We start from the raw sequence: 18,375 nt of genomic DNA, 5'->3' as shown, positions 1-18,375 counted from the left end.
TCCGGGCCGTTTTCCATGTCCAGCCGATGTTACAGGCCGACGATCTTCACTTTCTGGCCGGGCTGGATATGGGTGGCCTGGCGTCCGCCGCTGAGGCGGTGGATGTCGTGGTGGGTGACGCCGAAGCGGCGGGCGATGCTGTACAGCGTGTCGCCGCGTTTCACCACGTATTCGGTGCTGTGGCGCGCCGACGCGGCCGGGGCCGAGGTCGGGCGGTTGTCGGAGACTTTCAGCAGCGCCGGTTCGCCGCCGCTGTCGTCGTCGTCGCCGGCGGCCAGCTGGGTATCGGCCTGGATGGCCATCTTCAGCCGCAGTTGCTGGCCGACCTGGACCACATTGTCGTTCAGCTGGTTCAGCATCTTCAGCTCGTCGACGCTGAGGTTGTTGCGGCGGGCGATGCTGTACAGCGTGTCGCCGCTTGCGACGGTGTAGCTGCCCAGGCTGCGCGCCGCCAGCGAGCGGGCCGGGCCGTCGTCGGGGCGCGCCGCCGCTGCGAGCAGTGCGGCCTGGCGAACGGCAGACGCGTCGACCGCGGCATCCTGCCGGGCGACGACGAGGCGTTCCGCCGCTTGCGGCGCCGCAGAGGCCGTCGCGGAGACCGGCACGGCCTGCGGCGCCGGCGCAGACGAGGCGACCTGGACGACGGCGGGCGCGGCGGCCGGGGCCGTGGCGATGGCCGGCATCGGGGCCGGCGTGGTCTCGGCCTGGGCGATCATCGTCACGTCGGCCGGGGTGTCGGCCAGCGGCGTATCGACCGATTCCAGCGGCTGGCCGTCGTTCAGGCGCTTGTTGACGGCCACCAGCACCGGCTGTCCGGCTCGCAGCGTCGCGCCGTTGATGCGGTTGGCCGCCAGCAGCTGGCCGGCGCTCATGCCGTGGTCGCCGGCCACGGCGTTGACGTTCTCGTCGCCCTTGGGAATGTAGACTTCCCAGGTCAGCAGCGGTTTGTTCCACTTTTCCAGATTGGCTTCGAAACGGTCGGCCCTGGACGCCGGCAACAGCATCTGGCGGCCGGCCTTGTAGGCGTATACCGGCAGATTGAAGGCCGGATTCAGTTCCTTGAATTCCGCCACCGAGATGCCGGCCAGCTTGGCGGCGATGTCGATGTTCATGTGCTTGCCGGTGGAAACCGCGACGAAGTAGGGCTTGTTCGGGAATTTGTCGAGGCGGACGCCGTATTTTTCCGGGTTCTGCAGGATGTTGCGCACCGCCAGCAGCTTGGGCACGTAGTTGCGGGTCTCGTTCGGCAGGCGGATGTTTTCGTAGGTTGGCTCCAGGCCGCTGGCCTGGGCCTTGGCGATCGCGCGGGCGACATTGCCTTCGCCCCAGTTGTATGCCGCCAGCGCCAGGTTCCAGTCGCCGAACTGGGCGTACAGGTTCTGCAGGTAGTCGAGCGCGGCGCGGGTGGCGTCCATCACGTCGCGGCGGCCGTCGTACCACCAGGTCTGCTCCAGACCGTAGTGGCGGCCGGTGGCCGGCATGAACTGCCACAGGCCGGCGGCGCCGACGCGCGAGCTGGCGGTGGGAACGAAGGCGCTTTCGACCATAGGCAGCAGCGCGATCTCGGTCGGCATGCCGCGGCGTTCCACTTCGTTCATGATGTGGAACAGGTATTTCCGGCTGCGGTCCAGCGTGCGTTTGAAGTATTCGGGCCGACTGGCGTAGAAGCGCTCCTGGCGGCGCACGACGTCGGCGTTGACCTCGTCGAGCTGGAAGCCTTCGCGCGCCCGTTTCCAGACGTCGTCGCCGTTGCGCAGCAGGCTGGAGTTCAGCAGCATCATGTCCAGGCCGGCGGCCAGCCCTTCGTCGACGCCCGATGACGGGGCGAAGGCGTCCGCGCCGGCCATGGCCGGGGATGCGGACAGCAATGCGAGCGACACGGCGAGTGCCAATGGGGTAAAGCGTTTCATTCAGACAGGCCCGTAATTCCGATTCCGGCTGATGCTAAACACGCGCTATGGGGGTGTCAATTGAAAAAACCAAATAATTTCATGCGCTTTCATTGTTAATAGCCCATTTGCCGCGCCTGTAAAGGAAATCGGCATCCGCTTGCGGGAAGTTACGTATCCGGCATGCGGTTTTCAGCGGAAATCGTTCTTCCAGGCCCGCAACAGGGCGAAGCTGGCGGCCTCGTCGTCGCCGTCCCGTCCCCCCCGTTGCCGCAGGCTTTGGCGTATGGCCGGCTCGTCGCAGCGCAGGAAGGGGTTGCTGGCCCGTTCCAGCGCGATGGTGCTCGGCAGCGTCGGCAGATCGCGCTCCCGCAGCGCGGCGTCCCGGCTCTGGCGCATCGCGAGTATAGGATTATGCTGATCGGCGGCCAGCGCGAAGCGCAGATTCGACAAGGTGTACTCGTGCGCCGGATAAACTTTGGTTTCCGGCGGCAGCCGCGCCAGTTTTTTCAGCGAGTCCAGCATCTGCGCCGGCGTGCCCTCGAACACCCTGCCGCAGCCGGCGGCGAACATCGTGTCGCCGCAAAACAGCGCGCCGTCCATCAGGTATGCCAGGTGGTCCAGCGTATGGCCGGGAACCGCCAGCACTTCGGCGCGTCCGAAGCTGAGCGCGACCGCGTCGCCGTCGCGCACCGGACGGTCGACGCCGGCGATGCCGGCAGGACCGTAGACCGGTATGCCCGGACAGGCTTCGGCCAGCTCCGGCAGCCCGCCGCAGTGGTCGGCGTGGTGGTGGGTGATCAGGATGGCCTCCAATGCCAGACCGTGCTCCTCAAGATGACGCAACAGCGGCGCGGCCTCGCCCGGGTCCACCGCCACGGCGCGAGCGTCGCCGTGCAAAACCCAGATATAATTGTCGGAGAACGCCCCGACCGGGGTGACGCTAAACATGGCTGCCATAAGGCCTTCCTCAATGAAAAAATCGTTTGGCGGCTGGCTGGCCGGCACCGAGCTCGGCCGCTACCTGCTGCAGCGCGAACAGGCTTATTTCGAGCGCGCGGTGGCCGACGTGTTCGGCTACCACGCGGTGCAGGTGGGCCTGCCGGAAATGGATTGCCTGCGCGGCAATCGCATTCCCTGGCAATGCCGGGTGGCGGATTATGGCGAAGTCGACGTCCGCTGCGACGCCGCCTGCCTCCCGTTCGAGACCCGCAGCCTGGATCTGCTGGCGATGCCCCATGTGCTGGATTTTACCACCCAGCCGCACCAGGTGCTGCGCGAAGCCGATCGGGTGCTGATGCCGGAAGGCCGGCTGATCCTGACCGGCTTCAACCCCTTGTCGCTGTGGGGCGTGCGCCGCTTGATACAGGGGAAGGACTCGGTGCCGTGGAACGGCAACTTCTTCACCCGGCTGCGGATACGCGACTGGCTGGCGCTGCTGGAGCTGGAGCCGGAGGGCGCGGCCTTCCTGGCCTATGCGCCGCCGTTCGCGCGAGAGGACTGGCTGGCCCGCTGCTGCTTCATGGAGGAGGCCGGCGAGCGTTGGTGGCCGCTGGCGGCCGGGGTCTACGGGATAGAGGCGGTGAAGCGCCAGCGCGGCATGCGGCTGATCACCCCGACCTGGAAGCAACAGGCAAAGAACAAGGGCGCGCTCGGGGTGGTGGCCGGCAACGAGCGCCAGCACACCCACAAGCGCCCGGACGCAACCAAGCGGGACGGCGCATCGTCCTGCCATTGAACGAGACAGCATGACTACCGAAGACAAGGTCGAGATTTACACCGATGGTTCCTGCAAGGGCAATCCGGGCCCAGGCGGCTGGGGCGCGCTTTTGCGTTTCAAGGGCAAGGAGAAGGAATTGTTCGGCGGCGAGCCGGGCACCACCAACAACCGCATGGAGATGCTGGCGGTGATACGGGGCCTGGCTGCGCTCAACCGGCCGTGCCGCGTGGTGGTCTATACCGACTCGCAGTATGTGCAGAAGGGCATTTCCGAGTGGATACACGGCTGGAAGGCCCGCGGCTGGAAGACCGCGGCCAAGGAGCCGGTGAAGAACGCCGACCTGTGGCAGCAGCTGGACGCCGAGCGCAATCGCCATCTGCACGTCGAGTGGCGCTGGGTCAAGGGCCATGCCGGCCATGAATTCAACGAAAGGGCCGACCAGCTCGCCAACAAGGGCGCGGAGCTGGCTTGAGCCAGATGCGGACGGCGGCCGGGCGGCCGCTGTTTTCCTTCCGGTCCCCGTATCCGGATGCCGCAGGCGCACGCGCCGGGACAGGCTCTTTCCCCATCGAATTGTGCAATGCGTTGTATCGACGTCATCCTCAATCGTCGGAAGGGCCGTTCCGCGTCGTTTTTTCGGCGGAGTGGAGTCCCGTCATTCTGTACCGATATTAGTTGTCGGCTGATTGCATATCTTCTTTTCCGCTTTGTTTTTCAAATTCGCGGGCTCAAGCATCGACGCCATTATTTCCTGTCAGCTGAAATGCTGAACTGCCCCGGTTTTTCACGCCGCGCGCGCATCATTCGAATGCCGGGCGCTTCCACGTCTATTCCCGATTTTTCCCGCGATATTGCCATTGAATGAATCCTGGAGAATGCCTCGCATTCTGTTCGGAAATCATTTCGTCATTATGGACATATCTGATGCCTTGAGTGAATTCAACTGTCTAAATGGGCAGGTGTGATTCGAAGATTGGGAGCTGTATTATCCGTTTCGAATATTTATCTATTCCTGATTATGCTTGTTCGATAGTGGCATTCTGTTTTGGCTTGGGAGGATTCTGCAAGTCGAAAGATGGGCCTGAGTGACTTGCAGATTCTCCAGCCAAAATCAGACATATCTTCATTGCGGTACTTCGTATTGAGGAAGGTAAGTCGAATGGATATTGGCATCGAAAGTATCAGCACCTTTTTTGGTTTTACCCGCATCGGCGTTCACGATCTATTCGAGTACCGCAAGTTAGACTTGCATAGATTTTCAAATTTGTTGATGGAGCGCAAATCGGTCAGCCTGCCTTGCGAAGATCCGGTGACAAATGCAGTCAATGCCGCCAAGCCGATGATAGACGCCTTGGATCCGGGGGAGCGGGACCGGATTGAAATGGTCATCACGGCAAGCGAGTCCGGCCTGGATTTCGGCAAGTCCCTCAGCACATATATCCACGACTATCTGGGCCTGAGTCGCCGCTGCCGTCTGTTTGAGATCAAGCAGGCATGCTATGGCGGGACCGCAGCCTTGCAGATGGCGGTGAACTTCATCGCGTCCAACGCCTCTCCCAACGCCAAGGTCCTGGTGATCGCCACCGATGTCACCAGGGCGACCGCCAAATTCACCTACGCCGAGCCTTCCCAGGGCACCGGCGCAGTGGCGATGCTGATCGGCAACAAGCCGGAAATCCTGGAGCTGGATTTTGGCGCCAATGGCTATCACAGCTACGAGGTGATGGATACATGCCGGCCGGATGTGCATGTCGAGACCGGGGATCCCGATCTTTCGCTGATGTCGTATCTTGATTGCCTGAGCAATAGTTTCGCCGACTATGAAAGTCGAGTCGAGGGCGTCGATTTCCTGTCTTCATTCGAGCACCTGGTATTCCACACCCCATTCGGTGGAATGGTGAAAGGCGCCCACCGCGCCATGCTGCGCAGCTTGCGCGTGCCGGTAAACCAGATCGAGGACGACTTTCAAAGAAGGATGCAGCCTTCGCTGGCGCATTGCGTCGAGGTCGGGAATATCTATTCCGCTACCATATTCATGGCGCTGTGCGGCCTGATCGATAATATCGAGTTGAATGGCGCGAAGCGAATCGGTTTGTTTTCTTATGGCTCCGGTTGCTCTTCCGAGTTTTATAGCGGGATCATTACGCCTCGCTCGCAAGAGAAAGTAAGGGCGCTCAAGATAAAGTCCGCTCTGGATTCACGATATGACTTGAATCTGGATGAATACGAGACTTTGCTTGATTTGAATGAGAAGCTGTTGTTCGGCGTCAAGGATTTGACGGTCGATGTTTCGCCATACCAGCAGATTTACGATAGCCATGTCGCCGGCAGCGGCCGATTGGTGCTGGATAGCGTGGATGCCAATTATCATCGAAAATATCGGTGGGCTTGAAAATGGGAACGCTGCTCTTCCGTGTTTCCGAGCATGAATCCTCCTCTTTGCCGTCCCGCCCGGCGCCCTTGTCGCCGGATATCTGGATCCTGACGCTTTCGGCCCGCAACGAAAGAGATCTGGCTTTGCGGATGGCGGACTTGCACCGGTGGGCGCAAGACCAGGGCCGGGATGTTTCGCTGGACGCCCTGGGTCGCACGCTGAATGCCGGTCGCAAGCACCATGCGGCCAGACGGTGCTGGATTGTCGAGTCCGTCGATGAATGGCTGAGGCAGTTGGCGCAGCGCCAGGATGCGGCCCCGCCGCGCGAGTCTTTGGATGGGCGCTGGACGCCGGCGGAGGCGATCGCCGCCTTGGCGGCCGCCGATAAGCCGCAGGACCGCAGGTTGGCGCTGGAGGCCTTGAGAGCGTGCTATCTGGACGGGGCCGATATCGACTGGTCGCAGATCCACCAGGGCTGCGAACCGATAGGCGATTTGCCTTCCTATCCGTTCGCGAAGACCTCGTTCTGGGTACGCCGGTCGGAGGCCCGGCAGGGCCAGCCGCTCGGGGGCGCCGCCGGGGCGTTCTGGGACCGCGACGTCTCCTCGCTGGGGCGCCAGGGTTTTGCCAAGCGGATCGGTCGGGCGGACGCGTTCGGCTACGGCGTGCAAGGCACGCCGCTGCTCCATGCCGCATCGCATATCGGGCTGGCGATGGCCGCGCTGCGGGCGCTGGGGGCCGATGACGCGTCCTTGCGCTTGCAGCGCTGCGCATGGGCGCAGCATCTGGTACTCGATCAGCCGCAGGAGCTCGCCGTCTGGCTGCAGGGCGATCAGGCGGAAGCCGATTTCGAAATCGCGCTGCTGCACGATGGCGGCTCCGACGTCCTGATGCAGGGCGAGATCCGGCTGCGGCAGCGGGCTGAGCCGCCCGCCAGGCTGCCCATCGCCTCCCTGGCCGGCGACTCGGCCTGCGTTTCGAAGGACGGCGTCTTCGCCGTGCTGGCCGACGCCGGCATCGAGTATGACGAGGCATGCCGGTATGTGGCGCGAGCGGTCTTCAGCGGCGACGCCGCTTTCGCGGAAATCGCGCCGCCGCCGGCGGCGTCGACCGGACAGGTCTTGCTGGCGGCGCTGCAGACGCTGGAGTGCTGGATCGCGCGGGAGTCGTCCCATCCGTCGATGGTGTCGCGGATAGGCTCGATGACGCTGTCGGGGCGTCTCGGGGACGCGCGCTATGTCAGGGCGCGACGTCTGTCGGGAGCGGCGGATCGCCATCGCGCCGGTTTCGAGATCACGCTCGTCGACGCCGACGGGCTGGTCTGCGCCGCGATCGAGGACATCGGCGTTTTCGCGGTCGAAGCCGACGGGGGGGACGCCGAGCCGGTGATGGCGCTGACGCATTACGAGCCGCGCCCGGCGAAGCGGCGCTTGCCGCATCCGGCCTTCCCCGGCGGGGTGCTGCTGTTCGACAACGATGAAAGGCTCGCCGAGGCGATGCGCGCGGCAGATCCGCAGGCGGAAGTGATCGTGGTGCTGCCCGGCGCGGCCTTCGCCAGGACGAATGCGGCGTCTTACCGCATCGACCCGGCGCAAGGCGCCGATTACCGCCGTCTGTTCGATGCGCTGCGGCGTGACGGCTTGTTCCCAGCGGCGCTGGTCCACCGCTGGGCGAGCGACGAGTTCTCTCCGCTGGGCGCGGCGATGGCCGCGCAGCTGGATAAGGGCGTGAAGTCTTTGTTCTGGCTCGGCAAAACCCTGCTCCAGGAAAAGCGGCCGCATCCGGCGCGACTGTTGTTCTGGTACCGCAGCCGCTCCGGCACGGCGCAGCCGCTGTCGGCTTCCGCGGCCGGGCTGCTGAAGAGCCTGGCGCAGGAGTCGCCCCAGCTGACGGCGAGGGTGGTGGACGACAGGCGATCGGACGACGATGTCGGCGCCGCCGCGCGGATGCTGGCGGACGAGCTGGACCACTGGGAGGACGGCGACGCGGAAGTCCGTCATGACGACAGCGGGCGTTTCGGCAAGACATGCCGCAGGCTGCCGGCCGCCGCCGGCCGCAAGATCGCTCTGCGGCCGCGGGGCGTCTATCTGATCAGCGGCGGCCTCGGCGGGCTGGGCAGGCTTTTCGCCGAATATTTCGCAGGGCAGGGACCGGTCACGCTGGTGCTGACCGGCAGGTCCGCGCTGTCGGCGGAGCGGGAGCGCGAACTGGCCGGACTGGCCGCCGGGGGGAGTCGGCTCGTCTATATGCCGTGCGACATCGCCGACGCGGACAGCGTCAAGACGCTGATCGCCCGCATTCGCGCCGAGCACGGCCCGATCAACGGCGTGCTGCACGCCGCCGGCGTCTTGCGGGACGGCTGGCTGGCGGACAAGCGCGTCGAGGACTTCGACGCGGTGCTGGCGCCCAAGGTGGCCGGCACCGTCCACCTGGATTCGGCCACCCGCCAGGATCCGCTCGATTTCTTCATCATGTTCTCCTCCATCGTCGGCGTCGCCGGCCATGCAGGCCAGTCCGATTACGCGGCGGCCAACGCGTTCCAGCTCGAATTCGCCGAACTGAGAAACGCCCAGTGCGCCACGTCGGAGAGGTCCGGCGCGACGCGCGCGATCGCCTGGTCTTATTGGCGCGACGGCGGAATGCGCATGTCCGGACAGGACGCGTCCCTGGTCAGGAGCCGCTGGGGATTGACGCCGTTGGCGACCGAGGCCGGGCGGGCGTTGTTCGACCAGGCGCTGGGCCAGGACGCGCCGGCCGTCGTGGCGGCCTGCGGCGATCCTGCGCATATCACGTCGATGTTGTCCGAGTCCTTTCACATCCATTCTTGAGTCCAGCGCGATGACAAGCCAGCGGAATCGACCTGCCGAACGACTGCAACAAGCCATTTTCCAAATCGCCTGCGAAATCCTGAATCGCCGCGACGACGCCTTCGATCCCCGGCGCGCCTTGCGCGAAATGGGTTTCGACTCCATCACGCTGAAAATCTACGCCAAGCGGCTCAACGAGTCCTTCGGCATCGACATCGCGCCCAGCGTCTTCTTCACGCATGACACGATAGGCGGCCTGGCCGACCATCTGGCCGCGGCCTTTCCCCGCTGCCTGGACGCGCCGGCGCCTGCCGCCGGCCACCGCGCGCTGTATTCCCGCTACCGGGGCGCCGCGCTGGCGCCGCTGGGCTCGCGCCGGACCCGCCGCGCGGTCGACGCGCCGTCTTCGGACGGGATCGCCGTCATCGGCATGAACGGGGTGTTTCCCGGTGCGGAGAGCCTGGCGGCGTTCTGGCGCAATCTGCGGGAGGGCAGGGATATGGTCGGGGAAGTCCCGGCGCGGCGCTGGGACTTCGAGCCTTATCGGGGGCTGGCCGATCTGCCCAGGCCGATTCCGCGCTGGGGCGGCTTCATCGACGGGATAGACGAGTTCGATGCCGCCTTCTTCGGCATATCGCGCCGCGAGGCCGAGTTGATGGATCCGCAGCACCGGCGGTTTCTGGAGTCGGCCTGGCATGCGATCGAGGACGCCGGCTACGCGCCGAAGTCGCTTTCCGGGCGCAAGGTCGGCGTGTTCGCCGGCGTGCAGTTCAACGGCTACGAGGAACTGCTGCACGGCGCGCACGAGTACCAGGGCTACACCGCCACCGGGACTTCGCATGCGATCCTGTCCAATCGCGTGTCCTATCTGTTCAATCTGCGGGGTCCCAGCGAATCGATAGACACCGCCTGCTCCAGCTCGCTGGTCGCCATCCACCGCGCGGTGCTGGCGATACAGAGCGGCGAATGCGAAATGGCGCTGGCCGGCGGCGTCAGCCTGCATCTGACGCCGCGGGCGCAGATCGTGACCGCCCAGCTCGGCATCCTGTCGTCGGCCGGCCGCTGCCGCACCTTCGACGCCTCCGCCGACGGCTTCGTCAGGGGCGAAGGCGTCGCCGTGCTGCTGTTGAAGCCGCTGGCGCAGGCGCTGGCCGACCGCGACCACATCTACGGCGTGATCAAGGGCAGCGCGGCCTGCCACAGCGGCCGCACCTCGTCGTTGACGGCGCCGGAGGCGACCGCGCAAACCGATGTGATCGTCGAGGCGCTCAAGCGCGCGCGGCTCGGTCCGGACTCCCTGGGTTATATCGAAACGCACGGCACCGGCACGGAGCTGGGCGATCCGATAGAGATCGAGGGCATCAAGGGGGCTTTTCAGCGCTTTTCGCTGCCGTGGCGCGCCGTCGACGGCGTCGAGCCGTGCGGAATCGGCTCCTTGAAGACCAATATCGGACACCTGGAGGCGGCCGCCGGCGCGGCGAGCATGGTCAAGGTGCTGCTCGGCCTGAGCCATAAGCAGATCCCGCCGTCGCTGCATGTGCGTGAGGTCAATCCCTACCTGAAGCTGGAGGCGAGCCGCCTGTCCATCGTCACCAGGCTGGACGACTGGCCGCGGCGCGTCGACGGGGAGGGGAGGCCGCAGCCGCGCCGCGCCGGGGTCAGTTCCTTCGGTTTCGGCGGCGCCAACGCGCACGTGATCGTGGAGGAGGCGCCGGAGCCGTCGTCCGTCTCCGCGGGCGAGGCGGGCCAGCCGCGGCTGATCGCCTTGTCGGCCAGGACGCCGTCGGCGCTGGCCCGCATGCTGCGGGATCTGGGGGACTGGCTGGGCGAGCACGGGGGGGCCGTCTCGCTGGGCGATCTGGCCTACACGCTGAATACGCGCGGCGGCGATTTCGCCGAGCGCTGCGCCTTCGTCGCCTCGTCGTCCGGCGAACTGGCCGAGTCGATTCGGACGGTGCTGGCCGGCGGACGGCCGGAGCACTACCGCGCGAGTGCAGACGACGATAGCGCGGCGGGCCGGGACGACGGCCCGCATGCGGCGCTGATGGCGACCGCGCTCGAGTTCACGGCCGGCGCGTCCGTCGATTGGTCCGAACATTACGCCGGCGAGTCTTTCCGGCGGATCTCGCTACCCGGCTATCCGTTCGAGCGCGAGCGCTTCTGGATTCCGAACGCGGAGCGGCGGGGGGAGATGGCCTTCTACGAGCCGAAATTCGTCCAATCGGTCGACGTGGAACGCAATCCGGAGGCGAGCGGCACGCTGTTGCTGATCGGCGCCGGCGACGCCGCGCCGGGAATCCGGGCGTTGTGGCCCCGGCTGGACGTGGTCGCGGTGGATGCGGCCGACGATTGCGCCGCCGTCATCGCGCGGCTGCGCGAACGGGCGGCGACGCCGCTGCGCATCGTCTGGCATGCGCCCGAATGCAATGTCGATGACGAGAGGCTGGCCGAGGTCGTCGGCGAGGGCTTGATCGCCTTTGTCCGCTTGGCCCAGTCCTGCTTGTCCGCCGACGGCATCGTCCAGGTCGTCGCCGTCCATGGCGGGGAGAGCGCCGAGGCGTCGGCGGCGGCGATGTCGGCGTGGGCGCGCGCCCAGTTTGCCGAGCATGAGTCGTTCTGCTGCCGCTGCGTGGAGCTGGGGCCGGAGCTGTCGCGCCGGGACGGCGCGGTCGCCGCCGTGGCCGAGGCGCTGTCGGCCGATACGGCGTGGGAGGTCCGCTACCGGGACGGCGCCCGCTGGACGAAACGCCGCGACGCGCAGGCCGGCGTGGAGGCGGCCGGCGTCGGCCTGCGCCAAGGGGGCGTGTACCTGGTCTCCGGCGCGCTGGGCGCGCTGGGCGCCATGTTCAGCAAGCGTCTGGCCAGGGATCGGCGCGCCAGGCTGGTGTGGCTGGCGCGCCGCCGGCCCCGTCCGGAGCAGATGGAGGCCTTGCGGCGCGATGGCGCCGAGGTCCTGTTCTGCGAATGCGACGTCGCCGTGCCGGAGCAGGTCGAGGAGGCGGTCCGCCGCGCCGTCGAGGCTTACGGCACGGTCAACGGCGTGCTGCATATCGCCGGCTCGGGCGGGGAGGCGCCGGTCCTGTCACTGGATGCCGAGACGATGCGCCGGGCGCTGGCGAGCAAGGTGGCGGGCACGATCAATCTGGACCGGGCGACGCGGCACCTGCAGCTGGACTTCTTCGTCGGCTTCTCCTCGCTTGCCGCGGTGTTGCCGACGGCCGGCTATTCGGCCTACGCGGCCGCCAACGGCTTTCTCGACGGTTATCTCGCCGCCAGGCGGCGCAGGCAGGGGGCGGGGCTGAGCCTGTCCATCGACTGGCCGCTTTGGGCCGACGGCGGCATGCGGCCGGCGGCCGGGGCCGAGCAGGCCTGGGAGCAGTGGATGTGGAAAAGCCAGGGCCTGGCGCCGCTGTCCAGCGAGGACGGTTATGCCGCTTTCGAGCGGGCGCTGGGCAATGCCGGGCCGAATGTCGTCGTCGCCTGCGGCGACCAGGCGCGCTTTTCCGCCTTGCTGGCCGCGTCGGCCGGAGCGGTCCGCTCCGGCATCCGCGCGGCGCCGCAGCCGGAAGCGGTCGCCGACGCGCCGCCGGCCGCCGGCGACGTCGACGACATCGAAAGAACGCTGGCGCAGCTGGCCGCCCGGATATTGAAGGCCAGGGTGTCGGACATCGACCCGCGTGCGGCCTTGACCGACTTCGGTTTCGATTCCTTGTCGCTGAAGGAATTCAGCGTCCTGTTGACGCGGACCTATCGCATCCCGGTCACGCCCAATCTGTTCTTCCAGCACGGCTCCCTCTACGCGCTCGCCCGCTATCTGTCGCCTAAACTGCCGCCGCCTGCCGCGGCCGGCGGGCAGCCGGCGGACGCCGTCCCCGCTTCGGCCGGGGCGCCGAGGACGGCGCAGCCGCTGCCGGTCGGCCGCGCCACGCCGGAGGAGGCCGGCGCGGAGCCCATCGCCATCATCGGCATGGCCGGCGTCATGCCCCAGTCCGAGAATCTCGAGGCGTTCTGGGCCCATCTCGCGGCGGGCCGCGACCTGGTGACCGAGGTGCCCGACAGCCGCTGGAACTGGCGCGAGCATTTCGGCGAGCCCGGCGGCGACGAGCAGAAGTCGTATTCCAAATGGGGGGGATTCATCGACGGCATCGAGCGGTTCGACGCCAAGTTCTTCAACATCTCCCCGCGCGAGGCGGAACTGATGGACCCGCAGCACCGCTTGTTCCTGCAAGTGGCATGGACCGCGCTCGAAAACGCCTGCCATGATCCGCTGTCCCTGGGCGGACGCAAGATCGGCCTGTTCGCCGGCCAGCAGGTCAACGAATACCAGGAGTTGCTGGAAGCCAACGGGGAGCGGAACGCCTTCCGGGTGACCGGCAACGTCGACGCGCTGCTGGTCAACCGGATCTCCTATCTGCTGGACCTGCGCGGACCCAGCGAAGTGGTGAGCACCGCCTGCTCCAGTTCGCTGGTGGCGGTGCACCGGGCGGTGGCCGCCCTGCGCCGCGGCGAGTGCGAAATGGCGCTGGCCGGCGGCGTGAGCCTGATGGTGTCGCCGACCGGCTTCATTTACCCCAGCCAGATGCGGATGCTGTCCCGCGACGGGAAGTGCAAGACCTTCGATGCGAGGGCCGATGGCTACGTCAAGGGCGAGGGCGCCGGCGCGGTGGTGCTGAAGCCCTTGCGCGCCGCCTTGCGCGACGGCGATCCGATCCGGGCGGTGATCCGCGGCAGCGCGGTCAACCATGGCGGAAAGTGCACCTCGCTGACTGCGCCCAATTCCGCGGCGCAGCGGGATGTGATCGCGGCCGCGCTGTCCGACGGCGGCGTCGATCCGGCCACGATAGGCTATGTCGAAGCGCACGGCACCGGCACCGAACTCGGCGATCCGGTGGAGATAGACGGACTGAAGCAGGCCTTCGCCTCCGCTTCGGCGCTGCCGGCCGGCTCCTGCGCGGTCGGATCGGTAAAGACCAATATCGGCCACCTGGAGCCGGCCGCCGGCATCGCCGGCCTGCTCAAGGTCGTGCTGGCGCTCCAGCACCGGTTCATTCCGCGCAGCCTGCATGTCGAAACCGTCAATCCGTACATAGACCTGAGCGGATCGCCGTTCGTCCTCGCCGCCGAGGCCGGACCCTGGCAGGCCAAACTCGACCCGGCCGGCCGGGCCATTCCGCGCAGGGCGGGCGTCAGCGCCTTCGGTTTCGGCGGCGCCAATGCCCACCTGGTGGTGGAGGAGGCTCCCGAGCCGGCGCCGGCGGCGGACGCCGACGAGCGCCGCTGCCATCTGATCGCGCTGTCCGCCAAGACCGCCGCCGCGCTGCGGTCGCGGGTCGGCGAGCTGCGGCGGTGGATGGCGGCGGAGACCGATTCGACGTCGATCGCCGAGCTGGCCTACAACCTCGGCGCCACCCGCAGCCACTTCGATTGCCGCTGCGCCTTCGTCGTCTCCTCGCGGGACGAGTTGGCGCAGGCGCTGGACGATTATCTGGCGGCGCCGGCCGGTGACGGTGCGCAGGCCGAGGCGCTAGGGGAGCGGCTCGGCGGCAAGGCCATGCTGGCCGAGTACGCCGCGTATCTGCAGGCCAAGCTGAAGTCGTCCGATACGGCGCCCGCCCAGCGCCGCAGCATCCTGTCCTCGCTGGGCGAGCTGTATTGCCGGGGCGAGGCCATGGACTGGCGCGAGCTGTACGGCGAGCGCGGCCTGCGGCGGCGTCCGCTGCCGCCCTACCCGTTCGAGAAGACGGCCTTCTGGCCTCGCCGGGACGGGAAGAAGGCCGGCGGGCGGCCGGAAACCTCGCTGGTCTACTATGGCTGCGAATATGTCGAGGCCGCGCTGCCGCGGCAGGCCGGCGCGGTGCCGGACGGGGCCGTCGTCGTGTTCGACGCCGACGCGGAATCGGCCGGGCGCTGGCGCGGCCTGGCCGGCGACGCGCCGCTGATCCTGGTGCGCCCGGGATCGGGCTTCCGCCAGATCGAGCCCGGCTGCTACGAGTTGGCCGCCGACCGGCCCGACGATTACGCGCGGCTGATCGCCGCTGTCCTCGCCGAGCACGGCCGCGTGGCCGGCGTGATCCACCGCTGGGCGCAGCGCCCGGCGGGCGGGCGGGCGCTGGCCGATCAGCTGGGCGCCGGCCTCGACGCGCTGATGCATCTGGCGCAGGCGCTGCTGTCGCATCAGGCGCCGTGCGCGGTGCTGTTCGCCCATGGCCCGGAAGACGCGGCCTCGCCGGCCTATCGCGCGGTCGGCGGCTTCGCCAAGTCGCTGGTGCTCGAGCATCCGGCGCTGGCGCTTCGGGTCGTCGCCTTCGATTCGCCGGCGATGGACGGCGCCGGGCAGGTGGAATGCCTGTGGCGAGAATGGCTGTGCGGCAGCGATGTCGAGGTCCGCTACGCCGGAGGCGTCCGCCGCGCGCGGACGATGGCGCCGGTGCTGCCCGGCAACGGCGGCGCGTCCCTGCGCGACGGCGGGGTCTACCTCATCACCGGCGGCGGCGGCGGACTGGGCGCGATCTTCGCCGAGCATCTCGCCCGCCGCTACCGGGCGAGGCTGGTCTTGTCCGGCCGCTCGGCGCCGCGGGACGGCATCGCCCGGCAGCTGGAGCGGCTGAAGGCGCTGGGCGGCGACGCGGTCTATGTCCAGGCCGACGTCGGCCTGGCCGACGACGCCGTCCGCCTGGTCCGGGAGGCGGAGCAGGCGTTCGGCGAGATCCACGGCGTCCTGCACGCGGCGGGCGTCGGGGCGCCGGCGCCTGTCGAAAGCAAGAGCCGGGAAGGCGTGGCCGCGGTTCTGTCGGCCAAGGTGCAGGGAACGGCGAACCTCGACCGGGCGCTGGGGGCCCGTCCGCTGGACTTCCTGCTGCTGTTTTCTTCGATCTCCTCGGTCATAGGCAATCCGGAGAACGCCGACTACGCCTTTGGCAACGCCTTCCTGGACGGTTTCGCCGATACGGCGTCCTCGCCGTCGCGCAAGCTGCTGTCTATCAGCTGGCCGCTATGGCAGGACGGCGGCATGAAGCTGCCGCCGGCCCAGATGGAAAGCCTCGCCAAATGGATGCGCAAGGCCCAGGGGCTGGTGCCCTTGCAGACCGAACGCGGCCTGCAGGCCTTCGAGCGGTGCCTGGCCTCCGCCCACACCCATCTGACGGTGATAGACGGCGATCCGGCGGTGTTCGAGCGCACCGTCGAGCGGGCTTTCCGCTACAGCCGGCCTGCCGACTGCGACGAGGCGCCCGTCTTGGACGGGCAGTCGGCAAGCGCGGCGTCGCCGGCCGGCGAGCTCGCGGAGGCGTCGGCCCCGCCTTTCGAGGCCGAGCTGCGTTCGCTGATCTGGGAGATCCTGAAGATACCGGCCGAGACGGTTGAAATGGAGCAAAGCTTCGCGAACCTGGGCTTCGATTCCATTTCATTGAAGACGCTGGCGGAAAGGATAGGCCGACTGCTGCAGTGCAAGATCATGCCCAGCATCTTCTTCTCGTACGAAACGCCGAAGGCGCTGGCGGCGCATCTCGCCGAATCGCATGCGCCGCTTAGGCGGCCCGCGCCGCCCGAACCGGCCCCGCGTCCGCAGCAGGCGGCCCGGTCGGCCGGCCCTTCCCGGACGGCCGCCGCCGTCGACGGCGGCGACATCGCCGTGATCGGGATCAGCGGCGTGATGCCGCAATCGCGCGATCTTGACGAGTTCTGGGACCACCTGGTCAAGGGGCGGAACCTGGTGTCCGAGGTGCCCGCGGCGCGCTGGGACTGGCGCAAGCACTATGGAGACAAGGTCGAGGACTCGGTCTCGAAATGGGGAGGCTTCCATCCGGACTTCGACAAGTTCGACGCCGAGTTCTTCGGCATCACGCGGCGGGAAGCCATCCTGATGGATCCGCAGCAGAGAATCTTCCTGCAAGTGGCCCACCACGCATTCGAGGACGCCGCTTATGCGACCCGGTCGCTTTCCGGCCGCGCCGTCGGCGTTTTCGCCGGCATGAACTTCAACGAGTACCAGCAGATGCTGGCGGAGCATGGCGAGTCGCACGCGTATCTGGCGACAGGCAACTACAGCAGCATGCTGGCCAACCGCGTCTCCTTCTGCATGAATCTGTCCGGGCCGAGCGAAACGCTGGACACCGCCTGCTCGACCGGCCTGGTGGCCATCAACCGGGCGATCCAGGCCATCAGGAGCGGCGAGTGCGAAATGGCGCTGGCCGGTGCCGTCAGCACCATCCTGAGTCCGCAGTCCTATGTCGTGGCCAGCCGGCTGGGCATCCTGTCGCCCAGCGGGCGCTGCCATACCTTCGACGAGCGCGCCGACGGCTACGTCAAGGGAGAGGGCGCCGGCGCCGTACTGCTGAAGCCGCTCGCCAAGGCCCTGGCCGACGGCGATCACATCCACGGCGTCATCAAGGGCATCGCGGTGAACCATGGCGGCCGGGCGAACTCGATGACCGCGCCGAATGCCCTGGCGCAGGCACGGGTCATAGGCGAGGCCATCAGGCGCGCCGGGGTCGAGCCGGGGACGATAGGCTATGTCGAGACGCATGGAACGGGGACGGCGCTCGGCGATCCGGTCGAGATCGACGGGCTGAAGAAGGCGTTTGCGGCCAGCGACCGACAGGCGCACTGCGCGCTGGGCGCGCTGAAGGCGAACATCGGCCACCTGGAGGCGGCGGCGGGGATGGCGGCCTTCCTGAAAGTCATCCTGGCCTTGCGGCACGGGAAGCTGCCGGGCAACGCCCACCTGCAGAAGCTCAATCCCTACATCGACCTGGACGGCAGTCCCTTCTTCATCCCGACCGGGCTGGCCGATTGGCCGATATCGCCGGCCGACGCGCCGCGACGGGCCGGCGTCAGCTCCTTCGGCTTCGGCGGCAGCAACGCGCACGCGATCCTGGAGGAAGCGCCGGCGAGGCCGCGGCCCGAGCGGTCCAAACCGGCTTATCTGTTCTGCCTGTCGGCGAAGAAGCGCCCGCAGCTGGCCGCGATGATGGACAAGCTGCGCGGCTGGCTCGAGGCCGCGGACGCGCGGGACCTGGAGGCGCTCAGCTTCACGCTGAACTGCGGCAGGGATCATCATCCGCACCGCTTCGCCTGCGTCGCGTCCGATCCCGGCGAATTGCGGGAAGCGCTGGCGAAGGCGCTCGAGGACGGCCCGGCGACGGACGCCGCCGCCGTGCAGCCGCAGCGGGGGGAGGCCGAGCGCGTCCGCCAGCGGGTGGCCGGGCTGCCTGCATCGCTGAAGGACGGCGTCGAAACCTACCGGGCCTCGCTGGAGGACATCGCCGCCGGCTATCGGCAAGGCGTCGACCCCGACTGGCAGGCCCTCCACGCCGGGGAGGCGCATCTGCGCATCCCGGTTCCGGGCTACGCGTTCGAAAAGAAACGCTACTGGTTCGACGCCGCCCGGCCGCAGTCTTTGCCGGCGGTCGAGCAGACGGCCGTTGCGACGCCGGCGAAGATCGTCATGAAAACCATAGTCGATTCCTCCCGTGCCGCCACGGGACGAGCAGGGCATGCGTCAGTCATTGACCGCTCCTCCTCGAAAATCCGCTTGAGAAAATTCTGAAGAGGAGCGTATCCAGCATGCGAATGAAGCAGCAGTTG

Annotated in this window: 8 protein-coding genes; 6 read left to right on the top strand and 2 right to left on the bottom strand. The window is 67.5% G+C overall.

Annotated elements, in window-relative coordinates; all coding sequences use genetic code 11:
• Positions 1-29: 29 nt before the first annotated feature.
• Positions 30-1,910 carry a LysM peptidoglycan-binding domain-containing protein gene (locus WNM05_RS18575; RefSeq protein WP_434629683.1) on the bottom strand — a complete coding sequence of 627 codons (1,881 nt, stop codon included), beginning with the start codon at positions 1,908-1,910 and terminating at the stop codon, positions 30-32.
• A 171-nt stretch (positions 1,911-2,081) separates the two neighbouring features.
• Complete coding sequence (gloB, locus tag WNM05_RS18570) at positions 2,082-2,849, bottom strand: hydroxyacylglutathione hydrolase (protein ID WP_434629681.1); 768 nt, start codon at positions 2,847-2,849, stop codon at positions 2,082-2,084.
• A 13-nt stretch (positions 2,850-2,862) separates the two neighbouring features.
• On the opposite strand from gloB, the gene WNM05_RS18565 reads away from it, so the two are divergent.
• From WNM05_RS18565 to WNM05_RS18540, 6 genes are all read left to right on the top strand, one after another.
• A complete protein-coding gene (locus tag WNM05_RS18565; RefSeq protein ID WP_434629679.1) occupies positions 2,863-3,627 on the top strand; it encodes a class I SAM-dependent methyltransferase in 765 nt (254 codons plus the stop codon).
• Between the two features lie 10 nt (positions 3,628-3,637).
• Complete coding sequence (gene rnhA, locus WNM05_RS18560; RefSeq protein ID WP_434629676.1) at positions 3,638-4,081, top strand: ribonuclease HI; 444 nt, start codon at positions 3,638-3,640, stop codon at positions 4,079-4,081.
• A 108-nt stretch (positions 4,082-4,189) separates the two neighbouring features.
• Positions 4,190-4,474 (top strand): hypothetical protein, encoded by a 285-nt coding sequence (locus WNM05_RS18555; protein WP_434629674.1) that lies wholly within the window; start codon positions 4,190-4,192, stop codon positions 4,472-4,474.
• Between the two features lie 294 nt (positions 4,475-4,768).
• Entirely contained in the window at positions 4,769-6,001 is a 1,233-nt protein-coding gene (locus WNM05_RS18550) for a hydroxymethylglutaryl-CoA synthase family protein (RefSeq protein ID WP_434629671.1), read from the top strand.
• Between the two features lie 2 nt (positions 6,002-6,003).
• A complete protein-coding gene (locus WNM05_RS18545) occupies positions 6,004-8,811 on the top strand; it encodes an SDR family NAD(P)-dependent oxidoreductase (RefSeq protein ID WP_434629668.1) in 2,808 nt (935 codons plus the stop codon).
• Between the two features lie 10 nt (positions 8,812-8,821).
• Positions 8,822-18,337 (top strand): SDR family NAD(P)-dependent oxidoreductase, encoded by a 9,516-nt coding sequence (locus tag WNM05_RS18540; protein WP_434629665.1) that lies wholly within the window; start codon positions 8,822-8,824, stop codon positions 18,335-18,337.
• Positions 18,338-18,375: the final 38 nt, after the last annotated feature.

Source organism: Chromobacterium sp. CV08 (assembly GCF_051129845.1).
In the GTDB taxonomy this organism is placed as follows: Bacteria; Pseudomonadota; Gammaproteobacteria; order Burkholderiales; family Chromobacteriaceae; genus Chromobacterium.
Note: the sequence above shows the minus strand (reverse complement) of the source record. Positions and strands in the feature narration are given on the sequence as shown.

What these genes read in the sequence shown, in the direction of transcription:
- WNM05_RS18545 (WP_434629668.1), top strand. Translation starts at nt 6,004, where the DNA reads ATGGGAACGCTGCTCTTCCGTGTTTCCGAGCATGAATCCTCCTCTTTG.
- WNM05_RS18565 (WP_434629679.1), top strand. Translation starts at nt 2,863, where the DNA reads ATGAAAAAATCGTTTGGCGGCTGGCTGGCCGGCACCGAGCTCGGCCGC.
- WNM05_RS18540 (WP_434629665.1), top strand. Translation starts at nt 8,822, where the DNA reads ATGACAAGCCAGCGGAATCGACCTGCCGAACGACTGCAACAAGCCATT.
- WNM05_RS18555 (WP_434629674.1), top strand. Translation starts at nt 4,190, where the DNA reads ATGCGTTGTATCGACGTCATCCTCAATCGTCGGAAGGGCCGTTCCGCG.
- WNM05_RS18550 (WP_434629671.1), top strand. Translation starts at nt 4,769, where the DNA reads ATGGATATTGGCATCGAAAGTATCAGCACCTTTTTTGGTTTTACCCGC.
- WNM05_RS18575 (WP_434629683.1), bottom strand. Translation starts at nt 1,910, where the DNA reads ATGAAACGCTTTACCCCATTGGCACTCGCCGTGTCGCTCGCATTGCTG.
- gloB (WP_434629681.1), bottom strand. Translation starts at nt 2,849, where the DNA reads ATGGCAGCCATGTTTAGCGTCACCCCGGTCGGGGCGTTCTCCGACAAT.
- rnhA (WP_434629676.1), top strand. Translation starts at nt 3,638, where the DNA reads ATGACTACCGAAGACAAGGTCGAGATTTACACCGATGGTTCCTGCAAG.